This is a genomic window from Lysobacter sp. BMK333-48F3 (genome assembly GCF_019733395.1).
Taxonomy (GTDB): domain Bacteria; phylum Pseudomonadota; class Gammaproteobacteria; order Xanthomonadales; family Xanthomonadaceae; genus Lysobacter.
Genome location: NZ_JAIHOO010000001.1, coordinates 2055001 through 2071549, shown reverse-complemented (window position 1 = coordinate 2071549; position 16549 = coordinate 2055001). Strand labels below are relative to the sequence as shown.

At 68.2% G+C, this 16549-nt stretch carries 13 protein-coding genes and 2 rRNA genes (1 of these 15 cut by a window edge); 9 read left to right on the top strand and 6 right to left on the bottom strand.

Annotation, left to right across the window (positions count from 1 at the left end; all coding sequences use genetic code 11):
- Window positions 1-208: 208 nt before the first annotated feature.
- Together K4L06_RS08720 and K4L06_RS08715 are read left to right on the top strand one after the other, a co-directional pair.
- Window positions 209-904, top strand: coding sequence for a rhomboid family intramembrane serine protease (locus K4L06_RS08720; RefSeq protein WP_221673568.1), 696 nt, complete (start codon window positions 209-211; stop codon window positions 902-904).
- Between the two features lie 327 nt (window positions 905-1231).
- On the top strand, window positions 1232-1549 hold the full coding sequence (locus tag K4L06_RS08715; RefSeq protein ID WP_064747972.1) for a DUF1820 family protein: 318 nt from the start codon (window positions 1232-1234) through the stop codon (window positions 1547-1549).
- 82 nt (window positions 1550-1631) lie between these two features.
- Here K4L06_RS08715 and K4L06_RS08710 read toward each other — a convergent pair whose 3' ends face one another.
- From K4L06_RS08710 to gpmI, 3 genes are all read right to left on the bottom strand, one after another.
- Entirely contained in the window at window positions 1632-3044 is a 1413-nt protein-coding gene (locus K4L06_RS08710; RefSeq protein ID WP_221671023.1) for a S41 family peptidase, read from the bottom strand.
- Window positions 3045-3327: 283 nt separating this feature from the next.
- On the bottom strand, window positions 3328-4590 hold the full coding sequence (locus K4L06_RS08705; protein WP_221671022.1) for a peptidoglycan DD-metalloendopeptidase family protein: 1263 nt from the start codon (window positions 4588-4590) through the stop codon (window positions 3328-3330).
- Complete coding sequence (gpmI, locus tag K4L06_RS08700; RefSeq protein WP_221671021.1) at window positions 4590-6125, bottom strand: 2,3-bisphosphoglycerate-independent phosphoglycerate mutase; 1536 nt, start codon at window positions 6123-6125, stop codon at window positions 4590-4592. Before gpmI ends, K4L06_RS08705 begins: the two co-directional genes overlap by 1 nt.
- Window positions 6126-6362: 237 nt before the next feature.
- Between gpmI and K4L06_RS08695 the strand changes: the two genes are divergently transcribed.
- The 7 genes from K4L06_RS08695 (at window position 6363) to K4L06_RS08665 (ending at window position 13456) form a co-directional block, all read left to right on the top strand.
- The gene (locus K4L06_RS08695; RefSeq protein ID WP_221671020.1) at window positions 6363-7031 is read left to right on the top strand and encodes a hypothetical protein; all 669 of its coding nucleotides are present in this window, start codon (window positions 6363-6365) and stop codon (window positions 7029-7031) included.
- Between the two features lie 153 nt (window positions 7032-7184).
- Window positions 7185-8945, top strand: coding sequence for a M28 family metallopeptidase (locus tag K4L06_RS08690; protein ID WP_221671019.1), 1761 nt, complete (start codon window positions 7185-7187; stop codon window positions 8943-8945).
- Between the two features lie 140 nt (window positions 8946-9085).
- Window positions 9086-9484, top strand: a complete 399-nt coding sequence (locus K4L06_RS08685) for an MAPEG family protein (protein WP_221671018.1) — start codon at window positions 9086-9088, stop codon at window positions 9482-9484.
- 43 nt (window positions 9485-9527) lie between these two features.
- Window positions 9528-10241, top strand: coding sequence for a 2OG-Fe dioxygenase family protein (locus K4L06_RS08680; RefSeq protein WP_221671017.1), 714 nt, complete (start codon window positions 9528-9530; stop codon window positions 10239-10241).
- Window positions 10242-10337: 96 nt separating this feature from the next.
- The gene (locus K4L06_RS08675; RefSeq protein WP_221671016.1) at window positions 10338-11450 is read left to right on the top strand and encodes a type 1 glutamine amidotransferase domain-containing protein; all 1113 of its coding nucleotides are present in this window, start codon (window positions 10338-10340) and stop codon (window positions 11448-11450) included.
- Window positions 11451-11468: 18 nt separating this feature from the next.
- A complete protein-coding gene (locus K4L06_RS08670) occupies window positions 11469-12143 on the top strand; it encodes a response regulator transcription factor (protein ID WP_221673567.1) in 675 nt (224 codons plus the stop codon).
- The gene (locus K4L06_RS08665; RefSeq protein WP_221671015.1) at window positions 12140-13456 is read left to right on the top strand and encodes a HAMP domain-containing sensor histidine kinase; all 1317 of its coding nucleotides are present in this window, start codon (window positions 12140-12142) and stop codon (window positions 13454-13456) included. The genes K4L06_RS08670 and K4L06_RS08665 overlap by 4 nt, the downstream gene beginning before the upstream one ends.
- A 336-nt stretch (window positions 13457-13792) precedes the next feature.
- On the opposite strand, the gene K4L06_RS08660 is transcribed toward K4L06_RS08665, so the two are convergent.
- From K4L06_RS08660 to K4L06_RS08650, 3 genes are all read right to left on the bottom strand, one after another.
- Window positions 13793-14356 carry an SMI1/KNR4 family protein gene (locus K4L06_RS08660; RefSeq protein WP_221671014.1) on the bottom strand — a complete coding sequence of 188 codons (564 nt, stop codon included), beginning with the start codon at window positions 14354-14356 and terminating at the stop codon, window positions 13793-13795.
- 267 nt (window positions 14357-14623) lie between these two features.
- Window positions 14624-14738: ribosomal RNA gene (gene rrf / locus K4L06_RS08655) — 5S ribosomal RNA — on the bottom strand.
- 168 nt (window positions 14739-14906) lie between these two features.
- Window positions 14907-16549 (bottom strand): 23S ribosomal RNA (locus tag K4L06_RS08650); it runs 1223 nt beyond the window's last position.

Sequence of the window (16549 nt, the reverse complement as noted above, 5' to 3'; positions counted from 1 at the left end):
CGGGTCGGCCCGGTTCCGCCGGAAACCCCTCCCGACGTACGACGCCGTATGCACTATAGCGCGGCTATTAACCGAACGCTAACAATACGCCCAAGATCGCAAAATCGTCCGTGCAGATGTCGCAAACCCATGTATTGCGGGCGTTTTTCCGCTTCCAAGCGGTATCGCGCCGGCTTCGTCCGATGCTGAATAGGCGTCGCTCATGAGCATGTTCGTCGCCATCCCTTCACGCGAACGCACGCGACTGCGTTGGGCCACGCCTTTGGTGTTCGCCCTGCTGTGGATCGCCTTCATCGTCTCGGCAGTGGTGCTGTCCGGACCGGAGCAGCGCCGGCTGATGCTCGAATGGGGCGCGCTGTCGGGCGGCCTGTCCAATCCGCTGGCGTGGTGGGAGGCGATTCGCGACGGCAGCATCCTGCGCCTGTTCAGCGCGCTGTTCCTGCACGCCGACTGGGCCCACCTGCTCGGCAACCTGGTGTTCCTGCTGATCTTCGGCCTGCCGGCCGAACGCGCGATGGGGCCGTGGCGCCTGCTGGCCTTGTTCCTGTTCGGCGGCGCGGTGGCCAACCTGGCCGCGGTGCTCGCGATCGGCACCCCCGACCGGCTGATCATCGGCGCCAGCGGCGCGGTGTCGGCGCTGATCGGCGCCTATCTGGCGCTGTTTCCCGGCGCCAAGCTCGGCGTGGTGGTGCCGTTGGGCCTGTTCCTGCAGTTCGTGAAAGTGCCGGCGCCGCTGTTGATCGGCGTGTGGGCGCTGCTGCAGGTGGTGTTCACCTTCATCGGCCCGGCCTTCGGCGCAGTCGCCTGGTCCGCCCACCTCGCCGGCTTCGCCTTCGGCGGCGCCTTCGCCCTGATCGCCCGCGCCGGCATCGCCCGGCGGCTGCGGCGCAAGCGGGGGTATTGAAGGCCGGGAATGGGGAATTGGGAATGGGGAATAGGTAGAGCACAAGCCGCGGCGGCTATGGGGGATGCGGTCGGCGATCGCCATTGAGTTCGGTCCGGCGTCCCCTCGCTAACTTACACAGGCGACGCGTTACGCTCACCGATTCCCTATTCCCTATTCCCCATTCCCGCCCAAAGAGCACAAGCCGCGGCGGCCGTGCTGGATGCGGTCGGCGATCGCCATTGAGTTTCGGTCCGGCGTCCCCACGCTAACTCACACAGGCGACGCGTTACGCTCACCGATTCCCGATTCCCGATTCCCCATTCCCGATTCCCCACTCCCGCCCCAATGGCCACGCTCTACAAAATCACCTTCCTCAACGCCGGCAAGATCTACGAGCTGTACGCGCGCAAGATCGCCTCGGGCAATCTGTGGGGCTTCACCGAGGTCAGCGAACTGGTGTTCGATCTGCACGAAGGCCTGGTGGTCGATCCGACCGAGGAGCGGCTGCGCGACGAGTTCGGCAATACCCGGGTGCTGCATCTGCCGATGCAGAGCATCGTGCGGATCGAGGAAGTCGAACGCAAAGGCCAGTCGGCGATCCGCGATGCCGCCACCGGCGAGAAAGTGGTCACGCCGTTTCCGTTGCCGGCCAAACCGCGCTGAGCGGCCGGCGGCGAACAAGAAAAACCCGCAAGAAAAAACCCGGCCTCGGCCGGGTTTTTCGTTTGCCGATCCTCTCCGGCGCTCAGCGCCGGGTAGCGGCGCCGGCATCGGCGACCGGCTTGGCCGGCGCCGGCTTCTTCAGTTCGGCCAGGGCCGCGGCGATCGGCGCTTCGCCTTCCAGCACCTCGCCGGCGTTCTTGCCGGGCGCGTCTTCCTCGTCGCCGTGCAGATGCCCCGGCAGGGCCGCTTCCGAATAGCTCGGACGCGAATCGCCGTCGCGCTTGGCCGCGCGCACCACCACGTCGGGGACGATGCCCAGGGCCTGGATCGATTTGCCGCTGGGCGTGTAGTAGCGCGCGGTGGTGAGCTTGACCGAGTCGCCGTTGTCCAGCGGCAGCACGGTCTGCACCGAGCCCTTGCCGAAGGTGCGGCTGCCGATCACGCGGGCGCGGCCGTTGTCGCGCAAGGCGCCGGCCAGCACCTCCGAAGCGCTGGCCGAACCGGCGTCGACCAGCACCATCAGCGGCGCGCCGTCGAGGCGGTCGCCCGGAGTCGCGCCGAATTCGGCGTCGCTGATCGCGATGCGGCCGCGGGTGCTGACGATCTTGCCTTTCTCCAGCAGGTCGTCGGCGATCTGCACCGCCGAGGTCAGCAGGCCGCCCGGGTTGCTGCGCAAGTCGATCACCAGTCCGCGCAACTTGCCGCCGGCCTGGGTCTTGAGCTTTTCCAGCTGGGTTTCGAAATCGGCCGCGGTGTCGGCCTGGAACGCGCTGATGCGCAGATAGCCGTAGCCCGGTTCGAGCATGCGGCTCTTCACGCTGGCCACGCGGATGGTCTCGCGCACCACGGTCAGGTCGAAGGCCTTGTCGCGGCCTTCGCGGACGATGGTCAGCACCACCTTGCTGCCCGGCGCGCCGCGCAGCGGGCCGGAGTTGTCGCCTTCGTCGACCTTGAACGGCTTGCCGTCGATCGCGGTGATCACGTCGCCGGCCTTGATCCCGGCGCGCGCGGCCGGAGTGTCGTCGATCGGCGCGATCACCCGCAGGCTGCCGTCGGGCTGGCGCTGCAGCTCCACGCCGATGCCGTCGTAGGCGCCGCGCGACTGTTCGTCGAAATCCTCGGCCGCGACCTTGTCCAGGTAGACGCTGTGCGGGTCCAGGTCGAACAGCAGGCCGCGGATCGCCGAATGCATCAGCTTGGCGTCGTCGACCGGTTCGACGTAGGCCTGCTTGACCGCGTTGTAGACCGCGACGTAACGGCGGATCTCCTCGATCGGCACCTTGGACTCGCTGTCCTCGCCCTTGCCCGCGGCTTTCTTCTTGGCCGGCGCTTCCTTGTTTGGCGTTTCGTTGGCAGGAGCCGGCGTCTGCTGGCCGGATTCGCGCGCCGGCGGCGCCTGGGCCGGTTTGGCCGGCGGCTCCTGCGCCCACGCCGGTACGGCGCCCAGCGCCAGGGCCAGCGGAAGCAGACTACGCAGGGGGTAACGCAAAGACATGCACGACGCTCCGGACGCGAGTGAGGGGCTGGCGACGGACCGCCGCGAACGGCGGGCCGGGTCCTGGCTACGACCGCGCGCGGCGGGCGCGGGTTCCATCGCCTATCTGCGCACGTTAAGCCGCGCGCGCGCAAGCTTTCGTTAACGAAGCGCCGATTCGTTCAGCGCGCGCTGCATCAGCGCGCAAGTGCTTGATCCGGTGGGAGCCCGCTCGCACTGGCGCCGCCCCGCTCTCGCCCGCACGGATGCGGCGCGGAGCGCGCGACCGCCCCGGAAACCGTGCTCAGCGTCGCAGCCAGCCATTGGGGTTGACCGGCTGGCCGCCGCGGCGCAGTTCGAAATACAGCGCCGGCCGGCCGTGGCCGCCGGAGCTGCCGACTGTGGCGATCGCGTCGCCGCGCTTGACCTTGGCGCCGGCGTCCTTGAGCAGGGCATCGTTGTTGGCGTACAGGCTCATGTAGCCGTTGCCGTGGTCGACGATCAGCAACAGGCCGTAGCCGGTCATCCATTCCGAATACACCACCGTGCCGTCGCCGACCGCCTTGACCGTGGCGCCGGCGGGCGCTCCGATCAGCAAACCTTCGCTGCTGCGGCCGTCGGGCATGGTGCCGCCGAAACCGGCCAGCAAGGCGCCGGACACCGGCCAGCCCAGGCCGCCGACCTGCGGCGGCGGCGCCTTGGCCACCTCGACCGCGGGCTTGCGCGGCGCGCGCGGCGGCGCCGGCTTGCCGGCCGCCGCGGCGGCCGCGGCCGCTTTGGCTTCGCGCGCCTCGCGCTCGGCGCGGGCCTTGGCGGCGGCGCGGCGCTGGGCCTCGGCGCGCGCGGCGGCGGCGCGCAGCTTGGCCAGCAGCTGTTCCAGGCCCTTGGCGTCGCGGCCGAGCTCGCGCTCGCGGTCGCTGCGGTCCTGGTACTTCTCGTTGATCTGCGCCACCAGGCTGGCGCGTTCCTTGCGGTCGCGCTGCAGTTGGCCGAGCTGGTCGCGTTGCTGCTTGCGGGTGCTGTCCAGGGTTTGGCGGCGCTCGACGATCTCGCGCTCCAGCGCATCGAGCTCGCGCAACTGCGCCGACAGTTCGACGATGCGCCGGGCGCGGTCGCGCTGCACGTAGCCGTGGTAGGTCAGCACGCGGTTGCTGTCGGCGACCTTGTCCTGCGACAGCAGCAGTTTCAGCGGCGCGTCGTTGCCCTGGGCGTAGGCCGCGCGCAGCAGTTGCGCGAGCTCCTTGCGCTGCGAGCCGAGCTTGGCGTTGAGACCGTCGCGACGGGCCTGCAGGTCTTTCAACGCGGACTGCTCGCGGGCGAGCCGGGATTCGGTCTCGCGCAGCACCCGGTTGGAACGGCCGACCTTCTCGTCGGCCTCGCGCAGGCGCTGCGAGGCGTCGCCGCGCTGGCCTTCGAGCTTGCGCCGTTCGGCCGAGACCGACTTGAGCTCGTTCTTGACCTTTTCCAGCTTGCGCTCGGTCTCGCGGCTGCTGTTCTGCGCAGCCGCCGGCGCGGCCAGCGCGACCGTCAGGGTGACCGCCAGCAGCAGCGCGCGCCGCAGCCGCATCAGGAAACCAGCAGGCTCTGCCCGCTCATCTCCATCGGCTGTTCCACGCCGAGCAGATCGAGCATGGTCGGGGCGACGTCGCGCAGTGCGCCGCCGCTGCGCAGCGCGGCCTTGCGCGGGCCGAGATAGACCAGCGGCACCGGGCCGACCGTGTGCGCGGTATGCGGCTGGCCGGTGTCCGGATCGCGCATCATTTCCAGGTTGCCGTGGTCGGCGGTGATCAGCAGCGCGCCGCCGGTCTCGCGCACCGCCGCGGCGACCGCGCCGATCGCCACGTCCACCGCCTCGGCGGCGCGGATCGCCGCGTGCAGGTCGCCGGTGTGGCCGACCATGTCCGGGTTGGCGATGTTGCACACCGCGACGTCGAACTCGCCCGAACGGATCGCCGCGGTCAGCTGCGCGGTCACTTCCGGGCAGCTCATTTCCGGCTGCAGATCGTAGGTGGCGACCTTCGGGCTGGGCACCAGGATGCGGCGCTCGCCGGCATAGGGCTCTTCGCGCCCGCCGCTGAAGAAGAAGGTGACGTGGGCGTACTTCTCGGTCTCGGCGATGCGCAGCTGGGTCAGACCTCGCGCGGCGAGCAGTTCGCCCAGAGTGTTGCGCAGTTCGTCCGGCGCGAACGCGACCGGCGCCGGCAACCGGGCGTCGTACTCGGTCAGGCAGACGTAGCGCGACAGCGCCAGCCGGCGCGCCTCGTAGCCGTCGAAGCCCGGATCGACGAAGGCGGCGCTGAGCTGGCGCGCGCGGTCGGCGCGGAAGTTCATGTACACCACCGCATCGCCGTCGGCGATCGGCGCGGCGGCGCCGATCACGGTCGGTGCGACGAACTCGTCGGTCTCGCCGCGCGCGTAGGCGGCTTCCAGCGCTTCCAGCGCGGTCGCGGCGCGGTGCTCGGACTGGGCCTCGACGATCGCGTTCCAGGCGCGCAGCTGGCGGTCCCAGCGCTTGTCGCGGTCCATGGCGAAATAGCGGCCGCTGACCGAGGCGATATGCGCGTTGCCGACTCGCTCGCAGGCCTGCTGCAGGCGCTCCAGGCTCGGCGCGGCCGACTTGGGCGGCATGTCGCGGCCGTCGAGGAAGGCGTGCACGGCGACCCGGGCCACGCCTTCGCGGCGGGCCAGCTCGAGCATGGCGAAGATATGTTGTTCGTGGCTGTGCACGCCGCCCGGCGAGAGCAGGCCCATCACCTGCAAGGTGGCGCCGGCCTCGCGCGCCGCGGCGCAGGCCGCGCGCAGCTCGGCGTTGGCGTAGAAGCTGCCGTCCTCGATCGCCGCGTCGATCCGGGTCAGGTCCTGGTAGACGATGCGGCCGGCTCCGAGATTCATGTGGCCGACTTCGGAATTGCCCATCTGCCCGTCCGGCAGGCCGACGTGGCGGCCTTCGGTGTGGATCAGGGTGTGCGGCTCGCTGGCCAGCAGCGCGCGCCAGTTCGGCAGGTCGGCCTGGGCCAGGGCGTTGTCGGCCGGATCGTCGCGATGGCCCCAACCGTCGAGGATCAACAGCACTACGGGCTTGGGGCGGGGGGTCGCTGACACGTCGAGATTCCTATGACTTGGGGCAGGGGCCGGCGCACGCGGGCCCTGCGATTGTAGCGAAGCCGGCGATCAAGCCCGAACCGCCGACGCCCGAGCGCCGCCCGGCCGGCGCGACGCGCGCAAGTGCTTGATCCGGCGGCGTCGCCGCCGCGTCGAGGCCCCGTTCGTCGCCGGGCTTAAACCGATTCGGCCATCGCCGCATCCCAGTACCTGTCCATCAGCCAAACGGAACACGCCATGACCCGTAACCGCCTCACTCTCGCTCTGTCGGTCCTGATCGCCCTGTCCTCGCCGCTGGCGTTCGCGCAGGAAGGGGTCAGCAAGGTCAACGGCAGCATCGACGTCGACGCCGGTCAGCAGCGCGGCAACCTGGAAACCGTGAACGGCAGCATCAAGGTCGGCGAGAACGCTCGCGTCGGCGACGCCGAGACCGTCAACGGCAGCATCCACATCGGCGCCGGCAGCCAGACCGGCGGTCTGGAAACCGTCAACGGCAGTATCCGCCTCGGCGCCAAGACCACCGCCAGCAGCGACCTGGAAACGGTCAACGGCGGCATCTTCGTCGACCGCGGCGGCACCATCGGCGGCGACATCGAGACCGTCAACGGCTCGATCGGCCTGGTCGACACCGACGTCAGCGGCGGCATCGAGACGGTCAACGGCGACGTCACCGTCGGCGTGGACTCGCACGTGCGCGGCGGCATCAAGTACACCAAGCCGCGCAGCAACTTCCAGCTCAAGCCGCAGCGCGACCCGCGGGTGGTGATCGGCCCGAACGCGCGCGTCGACGGTCCGCTGGTGTTCGAGCGCAAGGTCGTGCTGTACGTGCACGCCACCGCCAAGACCGGTTCGATCACCGGCGCCACGCCGATCGCCTTCAACACCGCGACCCCGCCGGCGCAGTAAGCCTTGCCTGCGTCCGGCGCCTGCGATCCGAGCGCAGGCGCCGGACGCCGGGCTTTTCGGTCGCGCCGCAGCGCGGAAAGCACCGCCCGGACCATTGCCCCTAGAATGGACCTCCGCCATTCCCGGCCCCTCGCGGCCGTCCCTGGAGGTCCGATGTCGCAAAACCGAACTTCGCTTCTCACCGCCGCCTCGCTGGTGGCCGCCACGCTGGCGCTGTCGGCGTGCAAGCAGCCCCCGGCCGATCAGGCCCCCGCCGGCACGGATGCCCCAACCCCGTCCGCCGCCGCCGATCACGCCTTCGACGGCGCGATCAACCCGGCCGATTTCGCCCAGCACGTCAAAACCCTGGCGTCCGACGAATTCGAGGGCCGCGCGCCCGGCAGCCCCGGCGAGGAAAAGACGGTCCAGTACCTGGAAGCGCAGTTCAAGCGCCTGGGCCTGAAGCCCGGCAACGGCGACAGCTATTTCCAGACCGTGCCGATGGTGCAGACCATCGCCGACGAAAGCACGGTGCTCAAGCTCGAGGTGAAGGGCCAGCCGCGCGAGCTCAAGTTCGGCGCCGACATGGTGGTCGGCACCCGCACCGGCCAGCCCGAGGTCAAGCTCCAGGCCAGCGACCTGGTCTTCGTCGGCTACGGCGTCAACGCGCCGGAGCAGCAGTGGAACGACTACGCCGGCGTCGACGTCAAGGGCAAGACGGTGGTGATCCTGGTCAACGACCCCGGTTTCCACGGCCAGGACGCGACCCTGTTCGAAGGCCGGCGCATGACTTACTACGGCCGCTGGACCTACAAGTTCGAAGAGGCCGCGCGCCAGGGCGCCGCCGCGGCGCTGATCGTCCACGACGACGCCGGCGCGTCCTACGGTTGGGACGTGGTGCGCAACTCCTGGTCCGGTGCGCAGTTCGACCTGCCGGCCAAGGACGACCCCGAACCGCGCCTGCCGGTGCAGGGCTGGATCGGCCAGGACGTCGCGCGCAAGCTGCTGGCCGACCTCGGCCAGGATCTCGACGCGCTGTATCAGGCCGCCGGCAAGCGCGGCTTCAAGGCGGTCCCGCTGCAGGCCAAGGCCTCGGTCGAGCTGAAGAGCGAGATCAGCGAGAAGTCCTCGCGCAACGTGGTCGCGCGCCTGGACGGCGCCAAGCGTCCCGACGAAACCGTCGTCTACATGGCCCACTGGGACCACCTGGGCCACCACACCAGCGAAGGCGGCCACGAAGGCCACGACGCCCAGCCCAAGGGCGAAGGCCACGACACCATCTACAACGGCGCGGTCGACAACGCCTCCGGCGTCGCCGGCATCCTGGAAATCGCCGAAGCATTCAGCAAGCAGCAGCCGCCGCCGGATCGCTCGCTGCTGTTCCTGGCGGTGACCCTGGAAGAGTCCGGCCTGCTCGGCTCCAAGTACTACGTCGCCCATCCGACCGTGCCGCTGGCCAAGACCGTGGCGGTGATCAATCTCGATGCCATGCCGATCATCGGCAAGGCGCGCGACATGACCGTGGTCGGCTTCGGCAGCTCGGAACTGGAAGACCTGCTCAAAACCGTCGCCGACGGCCAGGGCCGGGTGCTGCACGCCGAGGCCACGCCGCAGGACGGCTTCTACTTCCGCTCCGATCACTTCAACTTCGCCAAGGCCGGCGTGCCGGCGCTGTACGCCAAGGGCGGCGACGATCTGCTGGAGGGCGGCACCGACGCCGGCCGCAAGGCCCAGGTCGACTATCGCGACAACCGCTACCACAAGCCGGCCGACCAGTTCGATCCGAACTGGAAGCTCGACGGCGTGGTCCAGGACCTGGACGCGCTGTACCAGGTCGGCAAGACCCTGGCCGGCAACGAGCAGTGGCCGAACTGGTACGAAGGCAACGCCTTCCGCGCCGCGCACGACAAGCTCAAGGCGGCGCCGGCGAAGTAAGCCGGCCACGCCGCCGCACGGCCGGGCTGCGGACCGGCCGTCCGGGCAAAGCGAAACGACGACGGCGCCCGTGGGCGCCGTCGTTTTTTCCGCTAGGCTGATACGGTCGCCGCGGCCGGCGCCGGCCCGAAGGATCGCGCATGCTGACCATGTCCACCGCGTACTGGTGCCTGTTGATCGCGGCTCTGCTGCCGTATCTGTGGGTGGCGGTCGCCAAGGGCACCGGCCAGCGCTACGACAACCGCGACCCGCGCGGCTGGCAGGCGCGCCAGGACCATCCGCGCTCGATCGCCGCTTACGCCGCCCACCTCAATGCCTTCGAAGCCTTCGCCCCGTTCGCCGCCGGGGTGATCGGCGCGCAGATGGCCGGCGTCGATACCGAATGGATCGCCGCGCTCGCCCTGGCCTTCGTCGCGTTCCGCACGCTCCACGGCGTGTTCTACCTCGCCCGCCGACCGACCCTGCGCAGCCTGACCTGGGCAATGGGCCTGCTCTGCGCGATCGCGCTGCTGATCCTGGCCGCCTTGGCCGCGAACTGAGCCGACGCCCCCTTACCTCCGCCGCAGGACCCGACGTTCGCCCATGTTGAAGCTGGCGCTGCAAGAAGACCATTTCGCTTTCGTCGGCGCCGGCGTGATGCGCGCCTTGCTGGAGCGCTACCGCCCGCTCGAGGACTGGCAGGCCTTCGCCGACAGTTGGAACGACCTGGCCCCCGATCCTTACCTGGCCCAGGTCGGCCTGCACCGTCGCCGCCGCCATGCGGTGTACGCCGCCGGCGCCCAGGGTCCGGTGCTGCGCCAGCCGCACCAGCCGCATTACCAGAGCCGCGACTACAACACGCTGCAGGGCGGGATCGCGCGCAATTTCGAACCGATCCGCGACCGCATCGCCGAGGGCGCATGCCTGCGCACCGTGCTGGAGTTCTGTCGCGATCTGTTCGCCGGCCTGTCGCCGCAGACGCCGCAGTGGCGGATCGAAGTGCACCAGTTCCGGATCGAGGCGCGCGCCGACGCCGCCGGCCAGCCGACCCCGGAAGGCGTGCACCGCGACGGCGTCGACTACGTGCTGGTGCTGCTGATCGACCGCCACAACATCAGCAGCGGCACCACCAGTTTCCACCTCGCCGACGGCACCGAGATCGGCAGCTTCACCCTGACCCGCCCGCTCGACACCGCCCTGGCCGCCGACCGCCACGTCTACCACGGCGTCACCGCGGTCGCGCCGCTGGACCCGGCGCAGCCGGCCTGGCGCGACGTGCTGGTGGCGACCTTCGTCGCCGAGCCGCCGTCCGCCTGACTGCGGCGCGGTCCTGACGACGGCGCGGCGCGGCGATTTGAAGTTCGATTCACATCCGCCGCACAGACTGAGGTCTCCCCATCGCGGAGACCGCCCATGCCTCGCCTGTCCCTGTTCGCCGGCCTGCTGGCCGGCCTCGCCTTCGTATCCGCTGCGCCGGCCTGGGCCGGCGACAAAGTCCTGATCGTGGTCAGCGGCGAAGGCCGCGACCAGGGCAAGACCCGTCCCGGCTTCGAGATGGACGAGTTCGCCCAGGCCTATCTGATCTTTCGCGACAACGGCCTGGAGGTCGAGGTCGCCAGCCCGCGCGGCGGCCGGGTCGAGGCCGACAAGTACGACGCCAAGGAACCGTTCAACGCGCGCCTGCTCGCCGATCCTCAGGCCCAGCGCCTGCTCGCCGACACCCGCGCCACCGCCGGACTGCGCGCGCAGGACTACGCCGCGGTGTACGTGGTCGGCGGCAAGGGCGCGATGTTCGATCTGCCCGCCGATCCGGCCTTGGGCTCGCTGATCGCGGCGGTGTACGAACGCGGCGGCGTGGTTTCGGCGGTTTGCCACGGTCCGGCGGCGCTGGTCGGCGTGCGCCTGGCCGATGGCCGAGCGCTAGCCGCGGGGCGCGCGATGACCGGCTTCAGCAACGAAGAAGAAACCGTGTTCGGCAAGCGCTGGGCCAAGCAATACCCGTTCCAGCTCGAGGACGCCTTGCGCGAACGCGGTGCGCGCTGGAGCGAAGCGGCGTTGATGATGCCGCACGTGGTCGTCGACGGCCGCCTGGTCACCGGCCAGAACCCCTATTCCACCCCCGGCGTCGCCGAGGCGGTGGTCGCCGCGTTGGGCCGCACCCCGGTCGCGCGCACGCCGTGGCGCGACGAGAAGACCATGCAACTGGTGCGGCAACGGCTGGCCGGCGACGCCTCCGCCGAACAGCGCCTGGCGCAGGCGCCGCAGGACTACCACGCGCAACTGATCGGCCTACTCGGCTACTACCAGTTGCAGACCGCGCAAGCGCAACCGCAGGTGCGCGACGCGCTGAGCATCATGCAACTGGCCGAGCCGCACATGCCCGAGCCCCAGCTGCGCCTGGGCATGGCCGAAGCGCATCTGCGCCTGCAGCAGCGCGAGCCGGCGCGGCGGCTGGTCGCCGCCGTGCTGGAAAGCCACCCGGACATGGCCGAAGCTAAGCAGTTGATGGAGCGGATCGGGAACTGAGCGCCGATGGCCGAATGCCTGCGCATCCTGGTGGTCGAGGATCATCTGCCGCTGCGCGCCTCGCTGGCGGCGATGTTCGAAGGCCACGGCCACCGGGTCGATTTCGCCGCCGACGGCCCGGGCGGGCTGCAGTTGGCCCTGGCCGACCCGCCCGACGTGATGGTGCTCGACCTCGCCCTGCCCGGCATGGACGGCCTGCAGGTCTGCGCCGCGCTGCGCGAGCGCGCCGACCGCCACGTGCCGGTGCTGATGCTGACCGCCCGCGATGCCTTGCAGGACAAACTGGACGGCTTCGCCGCCGGCGCCGACGACTACCTGGTCAAACCGTTCGCCGGCGCCGAACTGCTCGCGCGCTGCCTGGCGCTGTCGCAGCGCCACCGCAGCGGCCAGGCCCATGCGCTGCAGGTCGGCCCGCTGCGGATCGACCGGCGCCTCGGCCGCGCCAGTCGCGACGGCCGTGCGCTGGAACTGCAGCACACGCCGTACCGGATCCTGCTGATCCTCGCCGAGGCCTGGCCGCGCACGCTGACCCGCAGCGAACTGATCCAGCGCCTGTGGGGCGACGAAGCGCCGCCGTCGGACCCGTTGCGCTCGCATCTGTACCTGCTGCGCCAGGGCCTGGACCGGCCGTTCGACTGGCCGATGCTGCGCACCGTGCACGGGGTCGGCTTCCAGTTGCGGGCCGAACCATGAGCTTGCCGCGCCAGCGCCTGCGCAACCGGTTGATGCTCGCCTTCGCCGCGTTCGCGCTGTTCGTCGCTGGGCTGTTCGGCCTGTACGCGATCAGCTTCATGTACGCGACCGAAGACGCGTTCTTCGATGCCGCCCTGGCCCAGGAAGCCGCGACGCTGCAGCAACGCCGCGGCTCCTCCGCGCACTGGCCGCAGCCGCAGGCCGCGTACATGCGCGTCCATACCGATCGCGACAGCCTGCCCGCGGATCTGCGGGCGGCATTCGCCGACGAACCCGGACGCAGGGAATTCGCTGGGCGCGACGGCCGCCATTACCACCTGCGCTCGCTCGCGCCGGCCGGCGATCCGGACGGCCCGTGGCTGGTGGCCGAAGTCGGCCGCCAGTTGGTGGTGCGGCCGATGCGCGATCGCGTGCTGAGCCTGCTGGCCTGGTCGGCGCTGGCCACGCTCGGCGTCGCCCTGGCGATCGGCTACTGGCTGGCGCGGCGCATCACCGCCCCGCTGTCGGCCCTCGCCGCCGAAGTCGCGACGCTCTCGCCCGAGCGCTTGCCGCCGCGACTGAACACGCGCACCGCGGACGACGAGGTCGGGGTGCTGGCGCAGGGCTTGTCGGCCCTGATCGAACGCACCCTGGCCTTCGTCGCGCGCGAGCGCGAGTTCACCCGCGACGCCAGCCACGAGTTGCGCACCCCGCTGGCGGTAATCCGCAGCACCAGCGAGCAGTTGCTCGGCGAGCCGGGGTTATCCGCGCAAGGACGACGGCATCTGCATTACCTGCAGCAGTCCGCGCTGCGGCTCGAACAGACGGTGACCGCCCTGCTCGCGCTGGCGCGCGAGGACGAACCGGCGCCGGCTGCGACTTCCACGGCGCTACTGCCGCTGATCGAACAAGTGATCATCGAGCAATCGCCGCTGCTCGAACACAAGCCGGTCGAGGTCGACATCTCGGTCGACGCCTCGCTACGGGCGCCGTGGCCGGCGCCGGCGCTGCATATCCTGTTGTCGAATCTGATCGGCAACGCGTTCGCGCACAGCGACAGCGGCCGGGTCGCCATCCAGGCCGACGCCGGCGCGCTGCGCATCGCCAACCGCGGCCACGCGGTGCCGGAAGCGGAGCGCGCGCTCCTGCACGAGCCTCACCATCGTCGCGCCGGCAGCCCGGGCCATGGACTCGGGCTGGCGATCGTGCAGCGGCTATGCGAGCGCTATCGTATCGACCTGCGGTTGGAGCACGGCGACGATGGCGAGTTGCTCGCGGTCGTCGGCCTTAGCGCGCCGGTCGCGATCGCCGCCGCTCCTGTAGGAGCGGCGTAAGCCGCGACAGGGACTTGCTGTGCTAGTGCCTCGGATATCGGCGGTCCTAGCGGCGCCTGTCTCGGCGGGGCACGCCTGAAGGCGCAACTCCAGCCGCAGACGGGTGCGATGCATCCGTCTGCGATGCCGGCTGCGCTGACGAGCAAGGCAGGCAAACGCGATTGGTGCTCATAGCTCGCGTCGGGCTTTCCGTTTCGATCGATGGCGAAGGCGTTGGGAGCCTGCGCGTTCCTTGGCCGCGACTTGTGACCGGAGGAAATCCCTGTGGGACGTTGCTCCTACCCATTGGTGGTGGCGCCGCGACCGGGGACTTGTCGCCGGTCCGCACCGCTGCGTTCAAGCGTAGGTGGCGATGAAATCGTCGACCGTATCGACGATATGCGCAGCGAAATCGCGGAAGCGGGCGCCGGAGTCCTGCGCCAGGGCGAATGCCTCATCGTGGTAATAGGCGACCACGCAGAGCTCGCCGTCGTCGCGACGGTCGCGCGGGTTGAAGGCCCAGAAATTCTCGACCGAAAAGTCGTCGATGTACTGGAAAAACAGCGCTTCGCCGATCGCCGCGGCGACTTCGTCTTCGTCGCCGCCGACCGCGTCGTCCGGGTCCGGCGCCGTCGCATGCAGATGGCCGGGTTCGACCATGCCGATCAGTTCGTTGCCGCCGTAGTGCACGACGAAGGCGCCATAGGTGCGCAGGAAGTAGACGTAGGCCGGCGGCAGCGCCAGGCCGTACTTGTTCTCCAACTGCGCGATCGCCCCGATCGGCAGCGTTTCGGCGAAAACCAGGCTCATGTCGTCGGTCTCGGCGACGAAATCGCGCAGCCGTTGCACCGCCCGGTCGATCGCCTGCCGCAGCGCCGGCGCGCAGACTTCGTACCGCTCCTGGATCGATTCCTTGCTCATGCTCGCTCCTTATCGGTAGTCCTTACCGGAGCTCGCAGTGTCGCCGAACCAGCGGAATCCTCCAGCGCCCATAGGGGCGGGAAAGTCCAACGGCCACGATCCGCAAGGGGCCGGCGGCACGATTTCGCCTGATCCCGTCGGCGATGATGAGCGTACGAATCGCAGCGGTCGAAGCGGAGTTTCCCGGGGTGGGAACGCGGTTGGATGTTTCCGGAACGCAAAAGAAGAAGGCCGGATCCTTTCGGATCCGGCCTTCTGGGGTAAAGCCCCTGGCGATGACCTACTCTTGCATGGCTTAAGCCACACTACCATCGGCGCGTGTGCGTTTCACTTCCGAGTTCGGGATGGGATCGGGTGGTTCCACACAGCTATTATCACCAGGGAGAGGGTGGAGGGTCGCAGGCTTCGGTGGATTGAAGTAGCGCGCACGCTCTCGTTGGGTGCTTTCAACGCGGTGATCTGCGTTGTCGGCGAATAGATTGGAATGTAGCGAGTCAGTGTTGGGTTGGAATATCGACGCGTCGTCGAGTCCAAGGCCACTTGAGGTTATATGGTCAAGCCACACGGATCATTAGTACAGGTTAGCTCAATGCGTTACCGCACTTACACACCCTGCCTATCAACCACCTAGTCTTGATGGTTCCTTTAGGGGAGTCGAGCTCCCGGGAGATCTCATCTTGAGGCGCGCTTCCCGCTTAGATGCTTTCAGCGGTTATCGCTTCCGAACATAGCTACCCGGCAGTGCCACTGGCGTGACAACCGGAACACCAGAGGTTCGTCCACTCCGGTCCTCTCGTACTAGGAGCAGCCCCTCTCAAATCTCCAACGCCCACGACAGATAGGGACCGAACTGTCTCACGACGTTCTGAACCCAGCTCGCGTACCACTTTAAATGGCGAACAGCCATACCCTTGGGACCGACTACAGCCCCAGGATGTGATGAGCCGACATCGAGGTGCCAAACACCGCCGTCGATATGAACTCTTGGGCGGTATCAGCCTGTTATCCCCGGAGTACCTTTTATCCGTTGAGCGATGGCCCTTCCATACAGAACCACCGGATCACTAAGACCTACTTTCGTACCTGCTTGATCCGTCGATCTTGCAGTCAAGCACGCTTATGCCTTTGCACACAGTGCGCGATGTCCGACCGCGCTGAGCGTACCTTCGTGCTCCTCCGTTACACTTTGGGAGGAGACCGCCCCAGTCAAACTACCCACCATACACGGTCCCCGACCCGGATTACGGGCCTAGGTTAGAACGTCAAGCACGACAGGGTGGTATTTCAAGGATGGCTCCACTGCAGCTAGCGCCACAGTTTCATAGCCTCCCACCTATCCTACACAGACGAACTCAACGTTCAGTGTAAAGCTATAGTAAAGGTTCACGGGGTCTTTCCGTCTTGCCGCGGGAACGCTGCATCTTCACAGCGATTTCAATTTCACTGAGTCTCGGGTGGAGACAGCGCCGCTGTCGTTACGCCATTCGTGCAGGTCGGAACTTACCCGACAAGGAATTTCGCTACCTTAGGACCGTTATAGTTACGGCCGCCGTTTACTGGGGCTTCGATCAAGAGCTTCGCCTTGCGGCTAACCCCATCAATTAACCTTCCAGCACCGGGCAGGCGTCACACCCTATACGTCCACTTTCGTGTTTGCAGAGTGCTGTGTTTTTGATAAACAGTCGCAGCGGCCTGGTCACTGCGGCCCTTCTCAGCTATGAACCAAAAAGGGCGCACCTTCTCCCGAAGTTACGGTGCTATTTTGCCTAGTTCCTTCACCCGAGTTCTCTCAAGCGCCTGAGAATTCTCATCCTGCCCACCTGTGTCGGTTTACGGTACGGTCTGCGTAAGCTGAAGCTTAGGAGCTTTTCCTGGAAGCGTGATATCAGCAGCCTAGTCCTAATGGACCGGTCCTTAGTCTCAACGTTGCGCCCCCGGATTTGCCTAAGGGCACCGCCTCAACTCTCTCACCAGGACAACCAACGCCTGGCCTGCCTAACCTTCTCCGTCCCTCCATCGCACTTACGCGAGGTGCAGGAATATTAACCTGCTTCCCATCGACTACGCATTTCTGCCTCGCCTTAGGGGCCGACTCACCCTGCGTCGATTAACGTTGCGCAAGGAAACCTTGGGCTTTCGGCGTGCGGGCTTTTCACCCGCATTATCGTTACTCATGTCAGCATTCGCACTTCC

Excerpts from the sequence above, each read along its gene's own strand:
- K4L06_RS08715 (WP_064747972.1), top strand. The coding sequence starts at position 1,232 with ATGGCCACGCTCTACAAAATCACCTTCCTCAACGCCGGCAAGATCTAC.
- K4L06_RS08675 (WP_221671016.1), top strand. The coding sequence starts at position 10,338 with ATGCCTCGCCTGTCCCTGTTCGCCGGCCTGCTGGCCGGCCTCGCCTTC.
- K4L06_RS08660 (WP_221671014.1), bottom strand. The coding sequence starts at position 14,356 with ATGAGCAAGGAATCGATCCAGGAGCGGTACGAAGTCTGCGCGCCGGCG.
- K4L06_RS08720 (WP_221673568.1), top strand. The coding sequence starts at position 209 with ATGTTCGTCGCCATCCCTTCACGCGAACGCACGCGACTGCGTTGGGCC.
- K4L06_RS08685 (WP_221671018.1), top strand. The coding sequence starts at position 9,086 with ATGCTGACCATGTCCACCGCGTACTGGTGCCTGTTGATCGCGGCTCTG.
- K4L06_RS08705 (WP_221671022.1), bottom strand. The coding sequence starts at position 4,590 with ATGCGGCTGCGGCGCGCGCTGCTGCTGGCGGTCACCCTGACGGTCGCG.
- K4L06_RS08665 (WP_221671015.1), top strand. The coding sequence starts at position 12,140 with ATGAGCTTGCCGCGCCAGCGCCTGCGCAACCGGTTGATGCTCGCCTTC.
- K4L06_RS08710 (WP_221671023.1), bottom strand. The coding sequence starts at position 3,044 with ATGTCTTTGCGTTACCCCCTGCGTAGTCTGCTTCCGCTGGCCCTGGCG.
- K4L06_RS08690 (WP_221671019.1), top strand. The coding sequence starts at position 7,185 with ATGTCGCAAAACCGAACTTCGCTTCTCACCGCCGCCTCGCTGGTGGCC.
- K4L06_RS08695 (WP_221671020.1), top strand. The coding sequence starts at position 6,363 with ATGACCCGTAACCGCCTCACTCTCGCTCTGTCGGTCCTGATCGCCCTG.
- K4L06_RS08680 (WP_221671017.1), top strand. The coding sequence starts at position 9,528 with ATGTTGAAGCTGGCGCTGCAAGAAGACCATTTCGCTTTCGTCGGCGCC.